At 72.3% G+C, this 23,321-nt stretch carries 4 protein-coding genes; 1 reads left to right on the top strand and 3 read right to left on the bottom strand.

Annotation, left to right across the window (positions count from 1 at the left end; translation table 11 throughout):
* The first annotated feature begins 13 nt into the window (after positions 1-13).
* Positions 14-1,030, top strand: a complete 1,017-nt coding sequence (locus ACCP09_RS00065; protein WP_228684952.1) for an ABC transporter substrate-binding protein — start codon at positions 14-16, stop codon at positions 1,028-1,030.
* A 285-nt stretch (positions 1,031-1,315) separates the two neighbouring features.
* On the opposite strand, the gene ACCP09_RS00060 is transcribed toward ACCP09_RS00065, so the two are convergent.
* From ACCP09_RS00060 to ACCP09_RS00050, 3 genes are read right to left on the bottom strand one after another with little or no spacing between them, the layout of a single operon-like run.
* Positions 1,316-4,699: an amino acid adenylation domain-containing protein gene (locus ACCP09_RS00060; RefSeq protein WP_433742367.1), complete on the bottom strand. Its 3,384-nt coding sequence runs from the start codon at positions 4,697-4,699 to the stop codon at positions 1,316-1,318.
* Positions 4,693-11,871, bottom strand: coding sequence for an amino acid adenylation domain-containing protein (locus tag ACCP09_RS00055; RefSeq protein ID WP_433742365.1), 7,179 nt, complete (start codon positions 11,869-11,871; stop codon positions 4,693-4,695). The genes ACCP09_RS00060 and ACCP09_RS00055 overlap by 7 nt, the downstream gene beginning before the upstream one ends.
* Positions 11,864-23,320: an amino acid adenylation domain-containing protein gene (locus ACCP09_RS00050; RefSeq protein WP_433742363.1), complete on the bottom strand. Its 11,457-nt coding sequence runs from the start codon at positions 23,318-23,320 to the stop codon at positions 11,864-11,866. Before ACCP09_RS00050 ends, ACCP09_RS00055 begins: the two co-directional genes overlap by 8 nt.
* Position 23,321 lies beyond the last annotated feature (1 nt).

The following is a 23,321-nucleotide window of genomic DNA, read 5'->3' as shown; positions in this document are numbered from 1 at the left end:
AAAGGGTGTTGCCATGTCTCGCAGGGTTCGCCTGCCCGGACTCCGCTCACTCGTGGCCGCTTCGGTCGCGGGTGTGCTCGGCCTCGGGCTCGTGGCGTGTGGCAATGTGCAGGATTCGTCGACGCAGACGGCGTCCTCAGCGAGTGCCGACGCGTCGGCCTTCCCGGTGAGCATCACGCACAAGTTCGGCACCACGACGATCGAGAAGGCGCCGCAGCGCGTCGTCGTGATCGGCACGTCGACCGACGACCTCGACGCGGCCGTCGCGCTCGGCGTCACGCCGGTCGCGTTCTTCAACAAGTCCGGGATGGACGGTGTGCCGTCCTGGCTGCAGGGCAAGGTCGACCCGGCCAAGACGCAGATCGTCAACGCGGCGAGCGGTGTCAACGCCGAACAGGTCGGGGCGCTCACGCCGGACCTGATCCTCGCGACCGCGGACTACGGCCTCGAAGAGGAGTACGCGAACCTGTCCAAGATCGCGCCGACGATCGGCTACGCGACCGAGTGGGGTTCGCAGAGCTGGCAGGAACACCTCGACGTGGTCGCGCAGGCGCTCGGCAAGACCGCACAGGCGAAGCAGGTCGAGACGAGCACCCAGGGCGCGATCGACCAGCTGAAGGCGCAGTACCCGAACGCGGCGGGCAAGACGTTCACCGCGTCGGTCGGCAACACCGCGGGCAAGATGTTCACGCTGGTGTCGCAGAAGGACTTCGCGGTGCAGCTCGTGGAGTCGCTCGGCCTGAAGCTGAGCCCGACGGTGACGGACGCCGCGCAGACCGACGCGGGCAGCCCGACCGGTTCGCTGACCCCGGAGCAGTACGACAAGCTCGCGGCGGACCTGGTGATCGTCGCCTACACCTCGCCGGACCACCAGACGGCGTTCGAGAGCAACCAGCTGGTGGCCCCCATCAAGGCAGGTAACTACCTGGTGGTCGACATGGAGACGATCTCGGCGCTGCGTGCTCCCACGGTGCTGGACATTCCGTGGGTGCTGGAGAAGTTGAAGCCTGGGTTGGCGAAGCTGGGTTGATCTTTCGGCACGGAGCCCTCCTCGCTTCGGCGGGGAGGGCTCCTTTTTTTGTTGCCTACTTCCTGTCCGCAGGCCGGCAACGAAAAGCAACCACCCCACGAGCCATCCCCCTCCCGCAACCCGATCCCCAGCCAAATCGGTTGCCGAGCCACCGGGTCAAGGCACGCTTTCCCGCCTTGACGCGGTGTCTCGGCAACCGAACACTGAGAGATCGGGTTCGGGAGGGGCAGATCCGGGCGTAGCGAAGCGAAGCCGGCGCCCGAGAAACCCGCGTAGCGCCCCGAATCACAACTGAGCGTTCAAGTCCTCCTCGGAGAGCGCGTCCACCTCCAGGTAGATCTCCGCCACCTGCTCCAGGCGCCCGGGCACCGACTGGTCCGCCACCAAGCGCGCCGCCATCGCGCCCACCGTCAGCGCCGAAAACAGCGTCCGCACAGTCACTTCCGACGTGTCCAACGCCTCCCGCAGGCGGCCGACGATCATCGTCGCCAGGACGGAGTCTCCGCCGAGCGCGAAGAACGGGTCGTCGCGGCCTACGCGTTCCACTCCGAGCACCTCGGCCCACACCTTGGCCAGCACCTGCTCCAACGGCGTCTCCGGCGCGACATAACTGTCCGCCGACGCCTGCCAGTGCGCCGCCACCGCGCGGCGGTCCACCTTGCCGTTCGCGGTCAGCGGCAGGGCGTCCAGCACCACCACGCGAGCCGGGACCATGTGCGGCGGCAACAACGTTCGCACAAACTCCCGGACCTCGTCGCCGTCCACCGAGCCGCCGACGGCCGCCACGAGCTGGTTGCCCGCCACGCCCGCGACGCCCCGGTGCACCCCGGGGAACTCGGCCAGCGCCGCCTCGACCTCGCCCAGCTCGATGCGCACACCGCGCACCTTCACCTGGAAGTCCCGGCGCCCCAGGAACTCCAGCGTGCCGTCCGGCCAGTACCGCGCCAAATCGCCCGTGCGGTACCAGCGGCGGCCTTCGTGCTCCACGAACCGGTCGGCGGTCCGCTCCGGATCCGCCCGGTACCCGTGGGCGACCCCGTCGCCGCCGATCCACAACTCCCCCGCGACCCAGTCCGGGCAGTCCCGGCCCCGCACGTCCACCACCCGGCACACCACGTTGCGCAGCGGTGTCCCGTACGGCACCGAACGCCACGACGACGGCACCCCGTGCACCTCGCACACCGTCGAATGGATCGCCGTCTCCGTGGTGCCGCCGAGCCCAGCGAACCGGCACCGCGGCGCCTGCTCCGCCACCCGGCCGGGCAGGTCCGTGCCCACCCAGTCACCGCCCAGCAACACCGTCCGCAACCCGCTCAGCTCACCCGGCCGCGCCGCGGACAGCAGCATGTCCAGCAACGCAGGCACGCAGTTGACCAGGGTGACCCGGCGCGACGCGGCCAGCTCGACCCACTGCCGGGCCTCCTTGCGGTCGCCCTCCTCGACCAGCACGACCGCGCCGCCCGCGGACAGCAGGCCGAAGACGTCGTACACGGACAGGTCGAAGTCCAGCGCGGACACCGCGAGGCACCGGTCGTCGGCGCCCACCGCGAACCGCTCGTTGAGGTCGTCGATCGTGTTCATCGCCGCCCGGTGCGGCACCTCCACACCCTTCGGCTCCCCCGTCGAACCGGACGTGAACAGCACGTACGCGATCTGCTCCTCGTCCACCCGCACCGGCTCGGCGAGCGGCTCGGCCGCCTCCTCGGCGGAGGTCAGCACCTGCGAGAACCCGGCGATCCGCCGGATCCGCTCCGCCCGCGCCGCCGGCTGGTCCACACCGATCGGCACGTACCCGGCGCCCGCGGCCAGCACTCCGAGCACCGCCGCGATCTGGTCCGGGCCCTTCGGCAGGCTCACCCCGACCAGGTCACCGGGCGAGACACCCTTGTCCTGCAACGACTTCGCGATCCGCAGCGCCCGGTCCCGCAAAGCGCCGTAGCTGAGTACTCCATCCGTGCCCCACAGCAGCGCGGGCGCGTCCGGCTGCGCGACGGCACGCTCGAAGAACCCATCCTGCAGCAACCGCCCGCTGCGCGGCCCCTCCGTCGCGTTGACCCGCGCCCGCACCTCGGCCTGTTCCCGCGGCAACGCGCCGCCGACCGGCTGCTCCCACGCGTCGTCCCGCTGGCCGAGCCGGGTGATCAGGTCCTGGAACGCGGCGAACATCGCGTCGATCATCCCGGCCGGGAAGGCGTTCTCCCGCACGTCCCAGTTGATCAGCAGGCCCTCGTTGACCTCGGTGACCTGCGCGTCCAGCAGCACCTGCGGCCCCTGCGAGATGATCCACACCGCCTCGCCGAAACACCGCCGCACGCGTGCGTCGAACAGCTCGCCCAGGTTCAGCGCGCTGGTGAACACCACCGGCGCGAGCACCTGCTCACCGTGGTGCCGGGACAGGTCCCGCAGCACCTCGACACCCGAGTACGCGGCGTGCTCCGCGTCGGCGTGCATCCGGTCCTGCAACGCCTTCGCATGCTCCACGAAGGACGCCTCGGTCGAGAAGTCGACTTCCAGCAGCACCGAGCTGGTGAAGTCGCCGACCAGCTTGTCGACGTCGGGGTGGGTGCTCTGCCGGTCGAACATCGGCAGGTTCATCAGGAACCGCGGCTGCGCGCTCCACGAGGACAGGGTCTCCGCGAACGCGGCCGCGACGACCATCGCCGGGGTCAGGCCGTGCTCGTGCGCGCGGGCAGCGAGGCGCTTGCGGTCCTCCGGCGCCAGCCAGTGGTGCCGACGGGTGACGCGGGTGGCGTCCGCGCGCTCGGTCTCAGGCACAAGCGGCAGGTCCGGCGCGCCCGGCAGCTCCGGGATCCGCCGCTGCCACCACTCGCGGGCCTTCTCCTGCTCGGCCTGACGGGTCACCTCGCGTTCGGCCAGGTAGCGCGGGTAGCTGTAGCCGATCGGCTCCAGCTCGGCGTCCGGCTCGTCGTAGAACCGCGCGAGGTCCGACAGCAGGACGCGGTAGCTCAACGCGTCCGCGGCGAGCATGTCCACATCGACGTGCAGCCGCGCCCGGTCGCCGGACCGCCGGCTGAGCTGGATCTTGAACACCTCGCCGTTCGCCACGTCCAGGCGCGCGTGCGACGACGCGTCCCGCAACTCGTCAAGGCGACGGGTCTCGGCCTCTTCGTCGAGGTCACGCAGGTCGTGCACGAGCAGCGACGGCTGGGCGCGCTCGGGCAGGATCCGCTGGCGGCCGTCGTCGAGGAAGGTGGCGCGCAGCATCCCGTGCCGGGCGACGAGTTTCCGCACCGCCACGTCGAGGCGCTGCGGGTCCAGGTCCGGGCCGTCGAACTCGACGTAGAGGTGCGCGGCGACCGAGCCGAGTGTGGTCTCCTCGTCGCGGCCGATCCAGTACGCGTGCTGCATCAACGCGAGCGGGAACGGCTCGGTCTCGTCGACCTCGACGGTCACCTCCGGCTCGGGCGCGACCCCGGCCGCGGTGGCCAGGATCTCCCGCCACCCGGCCAGGGTCGGGTTCTTGGCCAGCTTCGCGAATCCGACCTTGATGCCCTGCTTGCGCCACTTGTTCGCGACCTGCATGAGCTGGATCGAGTCGAGGCCCCACTCGATGAGGCTGTCGTTCTCGGACAGCTCCGCCGCCTCGGGCCCCAGCAGGTCGGTGACCTCGCGCAGGAGCTCTCCCACCGTCGGCTGCTGACTCACCACGTGCCCAGCTCCTCTTCGAACTCGTCGATGTCTTCTTCGGAAACGTCCGCCAGCGCGGTGTCCGCCGCGGTCGGTGCGCTGCTCAGCGCCTTGCGGAACAGCTCGGTCAGCTCGGGCAGCGCCGGCCCGGTGATCGCGACGCGCAACTGCCCGTCGACGCTGACCGCGTTGACCTCCATCGCCCACTGCGCGGTGCGTGGCGGCACCCGCAGCATCGGGGCCTCCGGCGCGACCGACCACGGCTCGCCGGTCCCGCTCGGCAGGCGGCCGAGGTAGTTGACGACGATCGTCGGCTCCGGCAGGCCCAGCGGGCGCAGCAGTCCGTAGCCGAGACCGTGGTCGGGCAGGCTCTCCAGCTGCTCGCGAACATCCCGCAAGCGCGTGCCGGGCCGCAGCCGGAGCGGGAAGATCGTGGTGAACCAGCCGACCGTGGCCGACAGGTCGGCCCCGAGCTGTTCCTCCCGGCCGTGACCCTCGACGGCGATCACCGCGTCGCCGCGGCCGCGCCAGGTTTCCAGCGCCTCGGCGAACGCGCTGATCAGCAGCTCCTGCACCCCGGCCTGTTCGGCGCTCTCGGGCAGCGGCACGGCGAACCCGGTCTCGTGCCGTTCGCCGCCGGGTTCGAGCACCGGGTCGGCGCCGTCCAGGATTCCGTGCCACAGCCCGGTTTCCGCGCTGCGGTCCTGCGCGGCGAGCAGTTCGCTCCAGCGCCGGAACGACGTGCCGGTGCGCACGAGTTCCTTGCCGGCCCAGGCTTCGGCGAGGTCGTCCATGATGATCCGCCACGAGACCCCGTCCACGACGAGGTGGTCGGCGACGATCAGCACCCGGTCCGGGAAGCGGACCACCTGCAGCATCCGCTCGTCGGTCAGCCGCTCGCGCGCGGCGCGCAGTTCCGCGTCGAGGTCGCCGGTGGCGTCCCAGACGATCTCTGCCGCGTCGAAGGATTCGGCCGGAACCACCAGCGCGCCCTCCCAGCGGGCGCGAAGCACATCGTGCCGGTCCAGGATCGCCTGCACCACCCGGACCAGGCCGTCACGGGTCAGGCCGTCGGGGGCGACCAGCAGCATCGCCTGCGCGAGGCCGCGTTCGCTCCAGCGCATGATCGGCGTCGGCTCGATGCGGCCGGTGCCGTCGCCGGCCTCTGTGACGGCGGCTGTGGCGACCGCAGCGAGCCCGGCCGGGGTGCGCTGCTCGAAGACCTGGCGCGGGGTGATCGTCAGCCCGGCCTTGCGGGCCCGGCTGACGAGCTGGACGGACACGATGCTGTCGCCGCCGAGGGCGAAGAAGCTGTCCTGCGCCCCGACCTCGGGCAGGCCGAGGACCTCGGCGAACAGCCGGCACAGCAACGCTTCCCGCTCGGTCGCGGGCTCCGCCTTGCCGGCCAGCGCGGCGAAGTCGGGCGCGGGCAGGGCTTTGCGGTCCAGCTTGCCGCTCGGCGTCACCGGGAACTCGTCCAGCTGGACGATCGCGGACGGGATCATGTGGTCCGGCAGTTCGCGGGCCAGGCTGTTCGCGTCGGCTTCGCCGAGGACGTAGGCGATCAGGCGATCGTCCCGCACCACCGCGACGGCGCTGCGCGCGCCGGCCCGGGTGAGCGCGACCTCGACCTCGCCCAGCTCGATCCGGAACCCCCGCAGCTTGACCTGGTCGTCCGCGCGGCCGAGGAACTCGAGCACGCCGCCGCGGTGCCGCACCAGGTCGCCGGTGCGGTACAAGCGCCCGTTCGGCGCGGCGACGAACCGCGACGCGGTGAGCCCGGGCCGGTTCAGGTAGCCGCGGGCCAGCTGGACGCCGCCCAGGTACAGCTCGCCGGTGACGCCCGGCGGCACCGGACGCAGGTACCGGTCGAGCACGTGGACCTGCGTGTTCCACACCGGCCGCCCGATCGGCACCGTGCCCTCGCCCGCGCCGTCGGCGCACGGCCAGTAGGTGACGTCGACCGCGGCCTCGGTGGGGCCGTAGAGGTTGTGCACGTTCGGCCGCGCCAGGTCCGAGGGCAGGGCCTCACCGCTGCAGATCACCCGCGTCAGCACCGAAAGGTCGCCGCCCGAGGAGACGAACGCCCGCAGCATCGACGGCACGAAGTGTGCGGTGGTGATCCGCTCGCGGGCGATGAGGCCGGCCAGGTACTCCGGGTCCTTGTGCCCGTCGGGCCTGGCGAACACCAGCGTGGCGCCGGTGATCAGCGGCCAGAAGAACTCCCACACCGACACGTCGAAGCTCGAAGGGGTCTTCTGCAAAACCCGATCATCAGCGGTCAGGCCGTACTCGTGCTGCATCCACAGTAGACGGTTGACGATCGCGCGGTGGCTGACCACGACGCCCTTGGGACGGCCGGTGGAACCCGAGGTGTAGATGACGTAGGCCGGGTTGTCCGGTCCCGCCGAGCGCAACTCTCCCTCGCCTTCCAACGAGGCGGGAAGGACCACGGTGGGCTGCGCGTCCTCGATCATCATGTTCAGCCGCTCCGCCGGGTACGACGGGTCCAGCGGCAGGTACGCGCCACCGGCCTTCAGGACCGCCAGCAGCGAGACCATCAGGTCGAGCGACCGGTCCTGCCGCACGCCAACGATGTGCTCCGGCCCCACACCCGCGCCCGCCAGCCGCGTCGCGAGCGCGGTGGCGCGGGCGTCCAGCTCGGCGTAGGTGAGGGACTCGCCCTCGAAGACCACCGCGGTGGCGTCCGGAGTCCGCGCGACCTGGGCGGCGAACAGCTCCCGCAGGGTCGTCTCCGGCACCTCCCGCGTCTCGCCGGCGGGGAGCACGTCCTCGGGAGTGAGCACCGAGGTCGCCGACAGCCGCCGGTCCGGGTCCGCCAGCAGATCGCCGACCAGCCGCGTGAAGCGGGCCACGAGGTCGTCCACTGTGGACCGGTCGAACAGGTCAGCGCTGTAGACGAGCCAGCCGTCGATGCCCGCGTCCTGCTCGAACAGGTGGAACGACAGGTCGAGCCGCGCCGCGTAGAAGTCGACGTGTTCCTCGCGCAGCGACGCGTGCCCGAACGGCACCGGCCCGCCAGGCGCCCGCTGGTAGGCCAGCATGACCTGGAACAGCGGGTGCCGCCCCATCGACCGCGCCGGGTTGAGCGCCTCCACCAACCGCTCGAACGGCAGGTCCTGGTGCGCGAACGCGTCCAGGTCGGTGCGCCGCACCCGCTCGACGAGCTGCCGGAACGTCGGGTCGCCGGTCAGGTCCGTGCGCAGCACCAGGTTGTTGACGAAGAACCCGACCAGACCGTCCAGGGCGTCGTCGGTGCGGCCTGCGACCGGCGCGCCGATCGGCACGTCCTCCCCGGCGCCCATCTGGCCGAGCAGCGCGGCGACGGCGGCCTGGACGACCATGAACGTCGTGGCCCCGGTCTGCCGCGCCAGCTCCGCCAGCGCCCGGTGCGTCTCCGGCGGCAGCCGGAACCGCACCGCGTCCCCGCGGAACGACGGATCGGCGGGGCGCGGCCGGTCGGCCGGCAGGCTGATCTCCTCCGGCAGGTCGGCGAGCTGCCGCGTCCAGTACGCGAGCTGGGTGGACGCGAGGCTGTTCGGGTCGGCGTCGTTGCCCAGCAGGTCCCGCTGCCAGAGCGCGTAGTCCGCGTACTGCACCGACAGCGGGGCCCAGCCCGGACCGCGACCCTGCAGGCGGGCGGTGTAGGCGGTGGTCAGGTCGGCCAGCAGCCGCTCGGCGGACCAGCCGTCGCTCGCGATGTGGTGCGTCAGCAGGGACAGCACGTGCGAGTCGCCGTCGCGGAACAGCCGCGCCTCGAACGGCGGCTCGCGGTCCAGTTCGAACGCGCGTTGCGCGGCCTCGCGTGGCGAGCCATCGTCGACGATCAGCGGCGGAATCGTGTCGAGGACCTGCTGGTAGGGCTTGCCCTCGAACTCCGGGTAGATCGTGCGCAGCACCTCGTGCCTGCTCACGACGTCCGCGAGCGCCGCCCGCAGCGCGTCCACGTCGAGCGGGCCGTCCAGGCGCACCGCGAACGGCACGTTGTAGGTCGCGCTCGGGCCTTCCAGCCGGTACAGGAACCACAACCGTTGCTGCGCCGAAGACAGCGGGATGCGGCGCGGGCGCGGCATCGGCGTGAGCGCCGGCCGCTTCTGCGTGCCGCCGTCGAGCGCCGTGGCCAGGCGGGCGACGGTGGGCGCGTCGAAGACAGTCCCGATCGCCAGGTCGACGCCGAGGTCGGCGCGGATGCGGCCGACGAGCTTGGTCGCCAGCAGGGAATGCCCGCCGAGGGCGAAGAAGTCGTCGTCCCGGCCGACGCGCTCGACGCCGAGCAGGTCGGCGAACAACGCGGCCAGTGCCCGTTCGCGCTCGGTTTCCGGCTCCGCCGCCGCGGTCGCCGCCTCCGGCTCGGGCAGCGCCTTGCGGTCCAGCTTGCCACTCGGGCTCAGCGGCAGCTCGTCGAGGAACGTGATGACAGACGGCACCAGGTGCTCGGGCAGCGTGGCGCCGAGCTGCCGCCGGATGGTGGCCGCGTCCGTGCCCGGCTTGGCGACCACGTAGCCGAGGAGCTGCTGCCGCTCCGGCCGCGCGACCACGCCGGCGCTGACCACCTCGGGCAATGCGGTGAGCGCGGCCTCGACCTCGCCCAGTTCGACGCGGAACCCGCGGATCTTGACCTGGTCGTCGGCGCGGCCGAGGAACTCCAGGGCGTCCCCGGTGCGGCGCACCAGGTCGCCGGTGCGGTACAGCCTCGACCCGTCCGGCCCGGCCACGAACCGGGACGCGGTGAGCCCGGGCCGGTTCAGGTAGCCCCGGGCCAGTTGGACGCCGCCCAGGTACAACTCGCCGACCGCGCCGGGCGCGACCGGCTGCAGGTGCCGGTCCAGCACGTGCAGCTGCGTGTTCCACACCGGCCGCCCGATCGGCACGGTCCCGGTGCCGGCCCCCTCGGTCACCGGCCAGTGGCTCACGTCGACCGCGGCTTCGGTCGGTCCGTACAGGTTGTGCACGTGCGGCAGTTCGCGCGCGAGGTCGGACGGCAGCGCCTCACCACTGCAGATCACGCGCCGCAGGGTGCTCGGCCGCGCGCCCGACTCGACGAACGCCCGCAGCATCGACGGCACGAAGTGGACGGTGGTGACCCGCTCCCGCGCGATCAGTTCGGCGAGGTAGCGCGGGTCCTTGTGCCCGCCCGGCTTGGCGAACACCAGCGTCGCGCCGGTGATCAGCGGCCAGAAGAACTCCCACACCGACACGTCGAACGACGACGGTGTTTTCTGCAGCACGCGATCCTCGCCGGTCAGGCCGTACTCGTGCTGCATCCACAACAGCCGGTTCACGATCGCCCGATGGCTGACCACGACACCCTTGGGACGGCCGGTCGAGCCCGAGGTGTAGATGACGTACGCCGGGTTGTCCGGCCCCGCCGCCCGCAACTCCCCCTCGCCTTCCAACGAGGCGGGCAGCACCACGGTGGGTTGAGCATCCTCGATCATCATGCTCAACCGCTCGGCGGGATACGACGGATCCAGCGGCAAATACGCCCCGCCCGCCTTCAGCACCGCCAGCAGCGAGACGATCAGATCGAGTGAGCGGTCCTGCCGCACACCGACGATGTGCTCCGGCCCCACACCCGCGCCCGCCAACCGACGCGCCAGCTCGGTGGCGCGGGCGTCCAGCTCGGCATACGTCAGCGCGACACCCTCGTAGACCACCGCAGTAGCGTCCGGCGTCCGCGCCACCTGCTCGGCGAACAGCCCCGGCAGCGTCGCCTCCGGCACCTCACGCATGTCCCCGATCAACGCGGTGTCGGCGAAGAACTCCAGCCGGCTGACCGGCCGGTCCGGCGCGTCCACCGCGGCGGCGAGCAGCGATTCCAGGTGCGCCAGGAACCGCTCGACCGTCGCGGCGGTGAACAGCTCCGTCGAGTACGTGGCCTCGACCCGCATCTCGCCGTCGACCAGGAACGCCTCCAGCGCCAGGTCGAACTGGGTGGTGTCGTTGTGCACCGTCTCCCAGCTCGCCTCGACGCCGGGCAGGTCGAAGCCCTGCAACCCCTGGGTCAGGAACAACAGCATCACGTCGAACAGCACCGACCGGCCCGGCACGCGCGGCGGCCGCAGGCACTCGACGAGCAGGTCGAACGGCAGGCCCTGGTGCGCGTAACCGTCGGTGCACACGCGCCGCACCCGGTCCACGAGCTCGGCGAACGACGGGTCGCCGGACAGGTCGGCCCGCAGCACGAGCGTGTTGCCGAAGTTGCCGATCAGCCGCTCGACCTCGCCGGCGTCGCGGTTCATCGACGCCGACCCGATCGGCACGTCCGTCGCGCCGGTCCAGCGCGACAGCAGCGCCGCGTACCCGGCGAACACGACCATGAACGGCGTGACCCCACGGGCCTGCGCGAACTCCCCGATCCGGTCGGTCACGGCCCGGTCGAAGGTGTGGAACCGCCGGTCCCCGCGGTCCGACCGCGCGGGCGGGCGTGGCAGGTCGGTGGGCAGCGGCAGGTTCTCCGGCGCGGGAGTCAGCTCGCGGCGCCAGTAGTCCAGGTCACCGGCCAGCTTCTCGTCGGTCAGCGTCTTCCGCTGCCACACCGCGAAATCCGCGTACTGCACCGGCAGCGGGTCCAAACCGGACGGTTGCCCGGTGGTGTCCTCCCGGTACAGCGCGGACAGGTCCCGCGACAGCGTGTTGAACGTGTAGCCGTCCCACGCGATGTGGTGCACGGTCAGCACCAGCACGTGGTCGTCGTCGCCGCGGCGCAGCAGGCGCAGCCGCAGCGAGTGCTCCGTGGCGAGGTCGAACGCGTGCGCCGACTCCTCCCGCGCCACCCGCTCGACAGTCCGGTCCCGGTCCTCTCCGGACAGACCACGCAGGTCCGACTCGGGCATCGTCACCACGGCGTACGGGTCGACGATCTGCCGCGGTTCGCCGTCCGGCCCGGCGACGTACCGGGTGCGCAGGATCTCGTGCCGCTCCACGAGCCGCTGGAACGACCGATGCAGCGCGGCCTTGTCCAGCGCACCGCGCAGGGTGATCGCCAGGCACACGTTGTACGCCGGGCTGGCCGGGTCGAGCTGCTGCAGGAACCACATGCGGGACTGCGCGTAGGACAGCGGCAGGTCGTCGTCGGAGTCCCGCTTCGGGATCGACGTCGTGCTGGCCAGGCCGGCCTGGGCCAGCCGTCGGCGCAGCAGCTCACGCTTGCGGGCGGCGAGGTCACTCACCGGGGGCCTCCTCGGCGATCAGGGTCAGCGCGGCGAACCACTCGCGGGACAGCTGCTGGATCCGGTCTTCGGTGAACAAGGCGGACGGCCACTGCCAGTCGGCCTCCAGCGTCGAGCCGCGGACCAGCACGTTCAGCACCAGGCAGTACGGCGCGGGCATGTCGTCGTCGACGCCACCGCCCATCGCGCCCACCTCCGGCGCGCCGGACCACGGCTCGCCGTCGCGCTCGCCCACGGTGAGCCGGCCGAGGTAGTTGAACTCCAGCTGCGGCTCGGGCAGCGCTTCCAGCTCGGAAGCGGTGTCCGGGTTGAGGTACCGCAGCAGGCCGTGGCCGATGCCCTTGTCCGGCAGGGCGAGCTGCTCGCTCACCCGCGTGAGCCCCTGGCGCACGCCACGCGTGAGGTCGCCGGGGTCGACGCGCACCGGGAACACGCTGGTGAACCAACCGACCGTGCCGGACAGGTCCGCGCCCGGCGCGATCTGCTCCTCGCGGCCGTGGCCTTCCAGGGCGAGCAGCAGCGACGTGTCGTCGTCGCCGCGCCAGCGGGACACCGCGTGCGCGAGCCCGGCCAGCAGGACGTCGTTGATCGTGACGCCGTGCCGCTCGGGCACCTCGGTGAGCAGCTTGCCGGTCACGTCGGGGTCGAGGAACGTCCGCGTGCCCCGCATGGACGCGCGGGTGTCGGTGGCCGGGTCGAGGCGACGGGTGCCGAGCACCGGGTCCGGGCCGGACAGGATCTCCCGCCACAGTGGCATCTCGCTCGCCTTGGCCCGCGCCACCTCGGGCAGCGCCCGTGCCCATTCGCGGTACGAGGTGCCGACCGGCGGCAGCTCGCGGCCCGCCCACAGCTCGGCCAGCTCGGGCACCAGCACGCCCCACGACGCGCCGTCCACGACAAGGTGGTGCAGCACGATCAGCAGGCGGCCGGAGCGGTCCGGGCCGGTGTCGAACCAGACGAACCGCACCATGTCGCCGGACGGCGGGTCGAGCCGGATCTCCCGCATCAGGCCGGGCAGCCGCTCCGCGATGTCGGGGTAGTCCGTGTCGCGGGCGTCGATCCGGGTGACGCAAGCGCTTGCGTCCACCGCGCCCCGCGGGCGGACGACGAACGTGCCGTCGAAGGTCGCACGCAGCACGTCGTGCCGGTCCAGCAGGAGCTGCACCAGCTCACGCAGCCGGTCCAGGTCGAGACCGGCCGGGGTGCAGAGCATCCGGGCCTGGCTGAGCTGACCGTACGGCTGGTTGCGGTTGAGCCAGTGCAGCATCGGCGTCAGCGGGACCTCGCCGATGCCCGCGTCGGAGTCCGCACGGTGCACGGCCTCCCCCGCGACCCGCGCCAGTGCCGCGACCGTGCGCTGCTCGAAGACGTCCCGCGGCGTGAACGCCAGCCCGGCGCCACGGGCCTTGCTGACCAGCCGCATCGACACGATGCTGTCCCCGCCGAGTGCGAAGAAGCTGTCGTCCGCGCCGACCTCGGGCAGGCCGAGGACCTCGGCGAACAGGCCGGCGATGCGCTTCTCCAGTTCCGTCGCGGGCGCCCGGGACGTCGTGCTCGTGTAGTCCGGCGCGGGCAGCGCCTTGACGTCGAGCTTGTCGTTGCGGGTCAACGGGAAGCGGTCGACCGCGACGATCGCCGCCGGGACCATGTACTCCGGCAGTGCCGACGCGACCTGCTCGCGCAAACCGTCCGTGCTGCTCGCGACGACGTAGGCGACCAGCCGCTTCACGCCGGGCGTGTCCTCGCGCGGCACGACCACCGCGCGTTCGACCCGCTCATCCCGCAGCAGCACGGCCTCGATCTCGCCGGGCTCGATGCGGAAGCCGCGGATCTTGACCTGGTCGTCGACGCGGCCGAGCAGCTCGATCAGCCCCTCGGCGTTCCAGCGCGCCACGTCGCCGGTGCGGTACATCCGGGTGCCGGGCTCACCGAACGGATCGGCCACGAACCGCTCCGCGGTCGTGCCCGGCCGCCGCAGGTAGCCGCGGGCCAGACCGGCGCCGGACAGGTACAGCTCACCCTCCACGCCGGGCGGGCAGGGCCGCAGGTGCCGGTCGAGGATGTAGGCGCGCGCATTGCCGACCGGCGAGCCGATGCACGGGTTCTCGGTGCGGTCGAAGTCGCACGCCGCGGAGTCCACAGTGCACTCGGTCGGGCCGTAGAGGTTCCACACGGCCAGGTCCGGCTCGTCCCGCAGCGACCGCCACAGCTGCGCGGGCACCGCCTCACCGCCGACGCCGAGCACCTTGAGCGCGCCGCGCCAGCCCGGTTCGGTCGCGACCTGCGCGAGCAGCGACGGGGACAGCTCGACGAACTCGATCTCGTGGTCCCGCAGGAACGCGCGCAGCAGGTCCGCGTCGCGGCGGGTGTCCGGTGGCACCAGGTGCAGCTCGTGCCCGGCGAACATCCACAGCATCGGCTGCCACGACGCGTCGAACGCCATCGGCCACGCGTGCGCGACCCGCAGCGGGCGGCCGACCCGCTCGCGTGCCGGGTCGAACAGGTCCGCGCGGTGGCTGACCAGCAGGTTCGCGATCGAGCTGTGCGGCACCACGACGGCCTTCGGCGTGCCGGTCGAGCCGGACGTGTAGATGACGTACGCCGGGTGCTGCGGCTTCGCCCGCGGCGGCAGGTCGTCCGTCGGGCCCGTCGCTTCCGGCAGTTCGGTCAGGATCAGCTTCGGCGCGGCATCGGCGAGCATGAAGTCGATCCGCTCGGCGGGCCAGTCCGGGTCGAGCGGCAGGTACGCGCCGCCCGCCTTGACCACCGCGAGCAGCGCGACCAGCATGTCCGCACCGGCCGGCATGCGCAGCGCGACCACGTCCTCCGGGCCGACGCCCTGCTCGATGAGCACCCGCGCGACCTGGTTGGCGCGGGCGTTGAACTCGGCGAACGTCAGCCGGGTCTCCCCCGCGACGATCGCCACGGCGTCCGGAGTGGCTTGTGCCTGCTCGCGCAGCACCTCGGGCAGCGTCGTCGCCGGGGCGTCCAGGACCTTGCCGGTGCCGATGCGGCGCAGCTCGGCCAGGGTCTCCTCGCCGAGCAGGTCGACGCCCGTCACCTTCTGCGTGGGGGCAGCCGCGAACGCCTCCGCGGCCCGGCGGAACCAGCCGCTCAGCGACTCCGCCCACGCCTCGTCGAACGTGTCCGGCCGGTACTCGAAGACGACCGACAACCGCTCCTCGGCGGCGACCGCCAGGGTCAGCGGGTAGTGGGTCGAGTCCTCGACCTCGACCCGGTCGATCGTGATCCCGGCGGCCCGCTCGCTCGCGCTCACCGCGTCCGAGTCGATCGGGTAGCTCTCGAACACGACCAGCGTGTCGAACAGATCGCCGTGCCCGGCCGCCCGCTGGATGTCGGTGAGGCCCAGGTACTGGTGGTCCATCAACCGCGCCTGCTCGTCCTGCACGCCACGCAGGACGTCCAGCAGCGAGCCACGCAGGCGCACCCGCACCGGCACGGTGTTGATGAACAGGCCGACCATGCCGTCCACACCGGACAGATCCGCGGGACGGCCGGAGACGGTGGCGCCGAACAGGACGTCGTCGCGGCCGGTCAGCCGGGCGAGCACGAGACCCCACAGCCCCTGGACGACCGTGTTGACGGTCAGGCCGTGCTCCCGGGCGACCGCGTAGAGCCGTTCCGTGGTCTCGGCGGGCAAATCGAGCCGCAGCTTGCCGGGCCGCATCGGCACGCGCGATGCGGCGGGGGCCAGCAGCGTCGGTTCCTCGACGTCGTCCAGCGCGGCCAGCCACGCTTCGGCGGAGGCGTCCCGGTCCCGCCCGGCGAGCCAGGTCAGGTAGTCGCGGTACGGCCGCGGCGACGGCGGCTCGGCGCCGGCGTAGAGCGCGAGCAGGTCCCGCACCAGCAGCGGCAGCGACCAGCCGTCGAGCAGGATGTGGTGGTTGGACAGGACGAGCCGGTGGTCCCGCTCGCCCAGCTTCACCAGGGTCATCCGCAGCAGCGGCGGCTCGTCGAGCGGGAACCGCTCCGCCCGGTCCCTGGCCAGGAACTCGTCGAACTCCTCGTGGCTGAGTGTCAGCTCCGCCCACGGCAGCTCGGCCTCGCGGCGGATGACCTGCTTCGGCTCGTCGTCGTGCACGAAGGCCGCGCGCAGGTTCGGGTGCCGGTCCAGCAGGCCCTGCGCGGCCCGGCGCAGCCTCGCCGCGTCGACCTCACCGGTCAGGCCCAGCACGAACTGGACGGTGTAGACGTCGTCGGCGCTTTCGTCGTAGAGCGCGTGGAAGAGCATGCCCTCCTGCAGCGGGGACAGCGGCAGGACTTCCTCCGGCTCCTCCGCGGCAGTGAGGTCGCGCAGGGCGTCCTGCCACTTCGCGGCCAGGGCGTCCACTTCGGACTCGATAAACCGGTCGGTCCAGGACCAGGTCGCGGTCAGCACCGGCCCGTCCGGACCGTCCTCGGTCACGACGTTGATCTCCAGCGGCCGGTGCTGGACCTCCGGCGGCGGCAGCTTCTCCGCGTCCGGGACCCAGAAGCCCTCGCTGACGTCGAACCGGCCGAGGTAGTTGAAGCCGATCTCCGGCTCCGGGACGTCGGTGAGCTCGCCGTGCAGCCAGCGGAGGATGCCGAACCCGATGCCGTTGTCCGGCACCGCCCGCAGCCGCTCCTGGATCTCCGGCGGAGTCGCGGCGGCGGGCAGTTCGACCGGGTAGACGCTGGTGAACCAGCCGACCGTGCGGGACAGGTCCGCGCCGGGCACCAGGTGCTCCTCGCGGCCGTGGCCCTCCAGCGCGACCAGCCGCGGCTCGCCGAAGGCGTGCGCGAGCGCGCTGAGCAGCACCTCCGGCACGCCGGTGCGGAACTTGCCGGGCACCTCGGCGACCAGTTCCGCGCCGAGCGCCAGCTCCCGGCGGCCGGCCGTGCGAGCCGGCCGGACGTCCGCCGATCCGGTGCGCGGCAACCACTTCCACTGCTCGGCGCTCGCGGTCGGCAGGTGCCGCGCCCACCAGCGGAACGACGTGGGCACCGGGTCGAGCTTGGCCGGATGACCGGACGAGCGCGCCTCCCAGGCCTGCGCCAGGTCCCCGGCGAGGATGCGCCACGACACCCCGTCCACGACCAGGTGGTGCAGCACGAACAGCAGCCTGCCGGGCCCGGACCCGTGGTCGAACCACACGGCCCGCACCAGCACACCCGCCTCCGGATCGAGCGCGCCGACCGCCTCGGCGTACTTCTCGGCCACCGGCGTGTCCCCGGGTACGTGTTCGAGGATGTCCGTCACCGCGCCTGGCGGGCGGACGTCGAGCACCTCGCCACGCAGCCGGGCACGCAGCAGGTCGTGGTGGTCGAGCACGTCCTGCAGCACCCCGGCGAAGATCTCCGGGCCGTCCGCGGGCGGCACCCGCAGCAACGCGGCCTGGGCCATTGTGCGGTCCCCGGTTTCCCGCCACCAGCGCATGACCGGGGTGAGCGGGACTTCGCCGACACCTTGCGCGCGGTCCTCGTCGGGGACCACCACGTCGGTGTCGACCGCGCGGGCGAGCGCCGCCGCGGTCTGGTGCTCGAACACCTGCCGCGGCGAGATCCGCAGCCCGGCCGCCCGCACCTTGCTCACGAACTGGATGGACAGGATGCTGTCGCCGCCGAGTCCGAAGAAGTTGTCCTCCGCGCCGACCTCGGGCACCCGCAGCACCTCGGCCATCACCCGGCACAGGATGCGCTCGGCCTCGGTCGCCGCCGCGCGGCTGCCGGACGTCGGCTCCGGGCCGGGGTCGGGCAGCGCCTTGCGGTTCACTTTGCCCGACGGCATCAGCGGGAACTCGTCGAGGAACACGAACCGGCGCGGCACCATGTGCTCGGGCAGGCGAGTGCGCAACCAGTCGCCGAGACCGTCCACTTCGGCGCCCAGGCAGTAGCCGACCAGTCGCTTGGGCTCGTCGCGCACCAGCACGACCGCCCGGCGGACGCCTTCGTGCTGCTCCAGGACCGCCTCGATCTCCTCCAGCTCGACGCGCATGCCGCGGATCTTGACCTGGTTGTCGGCGCGGCCGAGGAACTCCAGCGTGCCGTCCGGCTGCCAGCGCGCCAGGTCGCCGGTGCGGTAGAGCCTCGAACCGGGCGGCCCGAACGGGTCGGCGACGAAGTGGTCCGCCGTCCGCTTCGGGTCGTTGATGTAGCCGCGGCCCAGGTAGACGCCGCCGGCGTACAGCTCGCCGGGCACGCCGACCGGAACCTGCCGCAGGTGCCGGTCCAGCACGTACAGCCGGGTGTTGCCGTTCGGATGCCCGATCGACACGGCCTTGCGCACCGCACTCGCGTCGCGGTAGACGACGTGGCTGACGCCGATCGTCGCCTCCGCCGGGCCGTACCCGTGGTACATGATCGCGTCGCTGACCGCGCGGAACCGGGCGAACAGCTCGGGCGTGAGCACCTCGCCGCCACACCAGACGTGCTTGAGCGACCGGCCGCGCTCGGCGAACCCGTCGAGGCCGACCAGCAGGTCCAGGATCGACGACGGCAGGTAGGTGAACGTGACCCGGTGCCGCTCGATCAGGCTCAGCAGGTACTCGATGTCCCGCTCGCCGCGGGGCTCGGCGATCACCAGCTTGCCGCCGGTGACCAGCGGCAGGAACACCTCGTTGATCGAGATGTCGAATCCCATCGGCGCCTTGAACAGCGCCGCGTCGCCGGGCCCGAAACCGAGCATCTCGCGCTGCCACAGCAGGCGGTGCGTGATCGCGCGGTGCCGGATCATCGCGCCCTTCGGCGTGCCGGTCGAGCCGGACGTGTAGATGACGTAGGCCAGGCCTTCCGGCGGCACCCGCACGCCGAGGTTCTCCTGGTCCTCGCCCGCGAGGTCGACGTGCACGACCGGCACGCCCAGTTCCCGCACCGGCCCGTCGTGCTCCGGTCCACTGAGGATCGCGGCGAACCGGGAACTCGCGGCGACCTCGGCGATGCGCCGATCCGGCCACGACGGCTCCAACGGCACGAACGCGCCACCGGCCTTCTCGACCGCGAGCAGGCCGACGACCAGCTCCAGCGACCGCTCCCAGTGCATGCCGACGGTGCGCTCCGGCCCGACCCCGGCCGCGACGAGCCGCCGGGCCAGGTGGTTCGCCTTCGCGTTCAGCTCGGCGTAGGTGAGGCTGCGGTCGTGGAACTCGACGGCCACCGCGTCAGGGGTGCGGGCGGCCTGCTCCTCGACCATCTCGGTCAAGGTCGTCTGCGGGCGGTCCTCGGCGGTGTCATTGAACGCCGCGAGCTGGGCGCGCTCGTCGTCGCCGAGGATCTCGGCGAGGCCGACCGGCTGCTCCGGCTTGGCGACCAGCGCGGTGAGCAGCCGCACCAGCCTGCGCGCGAGCGAGTCCACAGTGGATTCGTCGAACAGGTCGGCGGAGTAGCTGATCAAGCAGTCTTCCGGGCCGAAGTGGAACGCGAGGTCGAACTTGGCGCCGGTGAACCCGGGTTCGAGCGGCTCGGCCACCACGTCCGGCAGGTCCAGTTCCGCGGTCGACGGATCGCGGTGCGACACCATGATCTGGAACAGCGGGTGCCGCCCCGGCGAGCGCGGCGGGTTGACCGCCTCGACGACCCGCTCGAACGGCAGATCCTGGTTCGAGTAGGCGTCCAGGTTCGCCTCACGCACCCGCGCGAGCAGGTCGCGGAACGTCGGGTTGCCGGACAGGTCGGTGCGCAGCACGACCGTGTTGACGAAGTAGCCGACCAGGTCGTCGAGCGCTTCGTCGGTGCGGCCGGCCACCGGCGTGCCGAGCGGGATGTCCTCGCCCGCGCCGAGCCGGGACAACAGCACCGCGGTCGCGGCCTGGGCGATCATCAGGTCGGTCACGCCGAGTTTGCGGGCCAGCTTCGCCAGCGACGCGGTCAGCGCGGCGGGGAACTCGACGGCGACGTGGCCGCCCTCGCGTGTCGGGTGCTGCGGGCGCGGCCGGTCGGTGGGCAGCGGCAGTTCCTCGGGCAGGCCTGCCAGGCGCTTGAGCCAGAAGTCGCGCTGGCCGTCGACCGGGATGTCCTGGAGCCACTGGGTGTAGTCGGCGTATTGGACCGGCAGCGGCGTCCAGTCCGGCGCGCGGCCTGCGCCGCGGGCGGCGTAGGCTTCGCCCAGGTCCCGCAGCAGCGGCCGGGCGGACCACTCGTCGCCCGCGACGTGGTGCACGACCAGCACGAACAGGTGCTCGTCCCGCCCGGTGGCCAGCACTTCGGCGCGGATCGGCGGCTCCTCGCCGAGCCGGAACGCGTACCGGCTCGCCCGTTCCACGAAACCGTCGGCCGGGCCGTCGTGCCGGTGCACCGGGAACCGCTCGAACGGCGGCAGCACGCGCTGGCCGTCCGCGGTGAGCAGGGTGCGCAGTGCGTCGTGGCGGTTCACCACATCGGTCAACGCGGCGTCGAGTGCGTCCAGGTCCAGCGGTCCGGTCAGCCGCGCGGCGAACGGGATGTTGTAGACCGGCGACGGGCCGTCCAGCTCGTGCAGGAACCACAGGCTGCGCTGCGCCGGGGACAGCGGCACGAGGCCGTCGTGGCCGCGGCGGGTCAGCGGCGGGCGCGCGGCGCCGCCGTCCAGGTGCCGTGCCAGGCGTGCCACCGTCGGCGCGTCGAAGATCGCCCGGATCTGCAGGTCGACGCCGAACGTGCGGCGGACCCGGCTGGCCAGGCGGGTCGCGAGCAGCGAATGCCCGCCGAGGGCGAAGAAGTCGTCGTCCCGCCCGACCCGGTCCACGCCGAGGACCTCGGCGAACAGCTCGGCCAGGATCTCCTCGCGCGGGTCGCGGGCCTCGGCGCTGCCGGTCTCGGCGAGCCGCGGCTCGGGCAGCGCGCGGCGGTCCAGCTTGCCGCTCGGGCTCAGCGGCAACGCGTCCAGCACGACGATCGCGGACGGCACCAGCTGTTCGGGCAGCGACTCGGCGAGGCTCCGCCGCAGCGCGGCCGGGTCCAGCCCGTCGCCGACGACGTACCCGACCAGCTGCTGACGGCCGGTGTGCACGGTGGCCGCCGCGGCGGTGACCCCGTCCAGCGCGAGCAGGGCCGCCTCGACCTCGCCCAGCTCGACGCGGAAGCCGCGGATCTTGACCTGGTCGTCGGCGCGGCCCAGGTACTCCAGCACGCCGTCGGCGTTCCACCGCACGACGTCGCCGGTGCGGTAGAGCCGCGAGCCGGGCTCGCCGAACGGGCTGGCGACGAACCGGGACGCGGTCAGCCCGGGCCGGTTGAGGTACCCCCGGGCGAGCTGTACTCCCCCGAGATACAGCTCGCCCGGCGCACCCGGCGCCACCGGCCGCAGGAACCGGTCCAGCACGTAGGTCTGCGTGTTCCACACCGGACGTCCGATAGGGACGGTCGCGGCATCGGCGGGCACCGGCCAGTAGGTGACGTCGACCGCGGCCTCGGTCGGGCCGTAGAGGTTGTGCACCTGGGCGAATTCACTCGCCTGCCGCGCCAGCTCCGGCGGGAGGGCCTCGCCGCTGCAGATGATCCGCTCCGGTCCGCGGCCGGTCTCGACGTACTGGGCCAGCATCGACGGCACGAAGTGCGCGGTGGTGATCCGCTCGCGGTCGACCAGTTCGGCCAGGTAGCGCGGGTCCTTGTGCCCCTCCGGCTTGGCGAACACCAGCGTCGCTCCGGTGATCAGCGGCCAGAAGAACTCCCACACCGACACGTCGAACGACGACGGTGTTTTCTGCAGCACGCGATCCTCGCCGGTCAGGCCGTACTCGTGCTGCATCCACAACAGCCGGTTCACGATCGCCCGATGGCTGACCACCACACCCTTCGGTCGCCCGGTGGAACCCGACGTGTAGATGACATACGCCGGGTTGTCCGGCCCCGCCGCCCGCAACTCCCCCTCGCCTTCCAACGAGGCAGGCAGCACCACAGTGGGTTGAGCATCCTCGATCATCATGCTCAACCGCTCGGCGGGATACGACGGATCCAGCGGCAAATACGCCCCGCCCGCCTTCAACACCGCCAGCAACGACACGATCAGATCCAGCGAACGGTCCTGCCGCACACCGACGATGTGCTCCGGCCCCACACCCGCGCCCGCCAGTTTCTTCGCCAGCGCGCTGGCGCGGGCATCCAGCTCCGCGTAGGTGAGTTCGGCGCCCTCGAAGACCACCGCGGTCGCGTCCGGCGTGCGCGCCACCTGCTCGGCGAACAGCCCCGGCAGGGTCGTTTCCGGCACCTCGGCGGCGGTTTCGTTGGGCGCCACCACGACCTGCTGCCACTCGTCGGCGGGCAGCGGTTCGACCCGCGCGACCGGGGTGCCGGGCGCGGCGACGAACCAGCCGAGCACGTCCTGCACCCGCTCCGCGATGCGGGCGACCGCGGCGTCGTCGAAGCGCGCCGGGTCGTGGTCGATGCGCAGCACGAACTCCTCGCCCGGCACGACCAGCAACGCGAGCGGGTAGTGCGTGGCGTCCCGCACCTCGACCCCGGCCAGCGGCGAGCCGGCCAGGTCGGTGCCCGGATAGCTTTCGAAGACCACGAGCGTGTCGAACAGCGTGGGCTGCCCGGCGGCGCGCTGGATGTCGGCGAGCCCGAGGTGCTGGTGCTCCAGCAACCGCGCCTGCTCGGCCTGCACCCGCGCGGCCAGCGCGGCCAGCGTCTCGTCCGGCGCGAGGCGCACGCGCACCGGCACGGTGTTGATCAGCATGCCGACCATCGACTCGACGCCCGGCACCTCCGGGTTGCGGCCGGAGACCGTCGCGCCGAACACCACGTCGTCCCGGCCGGTCAGCCCGGCGAGCACGAGTGCCCATGCGGACTGGACCAGCGCGTTCACCGTCACGCCGTGCTCGCGGGCGGCCTGCGTCAGTGGCTGCCCCGGCAACGAGAACTCGGCCCGCCGCGGCAGTCCGTTGGACGAGCCGTCGGCCACGAGCGTCGGGCCGTCGAGGTCGCCGAGGGCCTCCGCCCACGCCTGCCCGGCCGCTTTGGCGTCCTGTTTGGACAGCCAGGTCAAGTAGTCCCGGAACGGCCGCACCGGCGGAAGCGCTTCCCCGCCGTACAACGACAGCAGCTCACGCACCAGGATCGGCGCCGACCAGCCGTCCCACAGCAGGTGGTGCGACGACAACACGAGCACGTGCTCGGAACCGCGGCGCGCCAAGGTGAACCGCAGCAACGGCGGTCGCGCGAGGTCGAACCGCTCGGCGCGGTCGTCGTCCAGCAGGCGCTGGAACTCCGCATCGCCAGGGCAGTCCACGACCCGCCACGGCACCCGCACCGACCGGCGCACGACCTGCACGAACTGGCCCGAGGACTGGGTGCGGAACCCGGCCCGCAGGTTGGCGTGCCGCCGCACCAGCTGCTCCGCCGCCTCCCGGAGCCGCTCGGCGTCGACCGCACCGGCCAGCCGCAGGACGGTTTGCACCGTGTAGACGTCCGCGCGCTCGTCGAGCAGGGCGTGGAAGATCATGCCCTGCTGCAACGGGGTGAGCGGGAGGACGTCCTCGACGCTCGACGCCACC

This window comes from Amycolatopsis sp. 3B14, assembly GCF_050958625.1.
GTDB lineage: Bacteria > Actinomycetota > Actinomycetes > Mycobacteriales > Pseudonocardiaceae > Amycolatopsis_E > Amycolatopsis_E thermoflava.
The sequence above is the reverse complement of the archived record's forward strand: the minus strand, read 5'-3'. Positions and strand labels throughout refer to the sequence as shown.

What these genes read in the sequence shown, in the direction of transcription:
- ACCP09_RS00065 (WP_228684952.1), top strand. Translation starts at nt 14, where the DNA reads ATGTCTCGCAGGGTTCGCCTGCCCGGACTCCGCTCACTCGTGGCCGCT.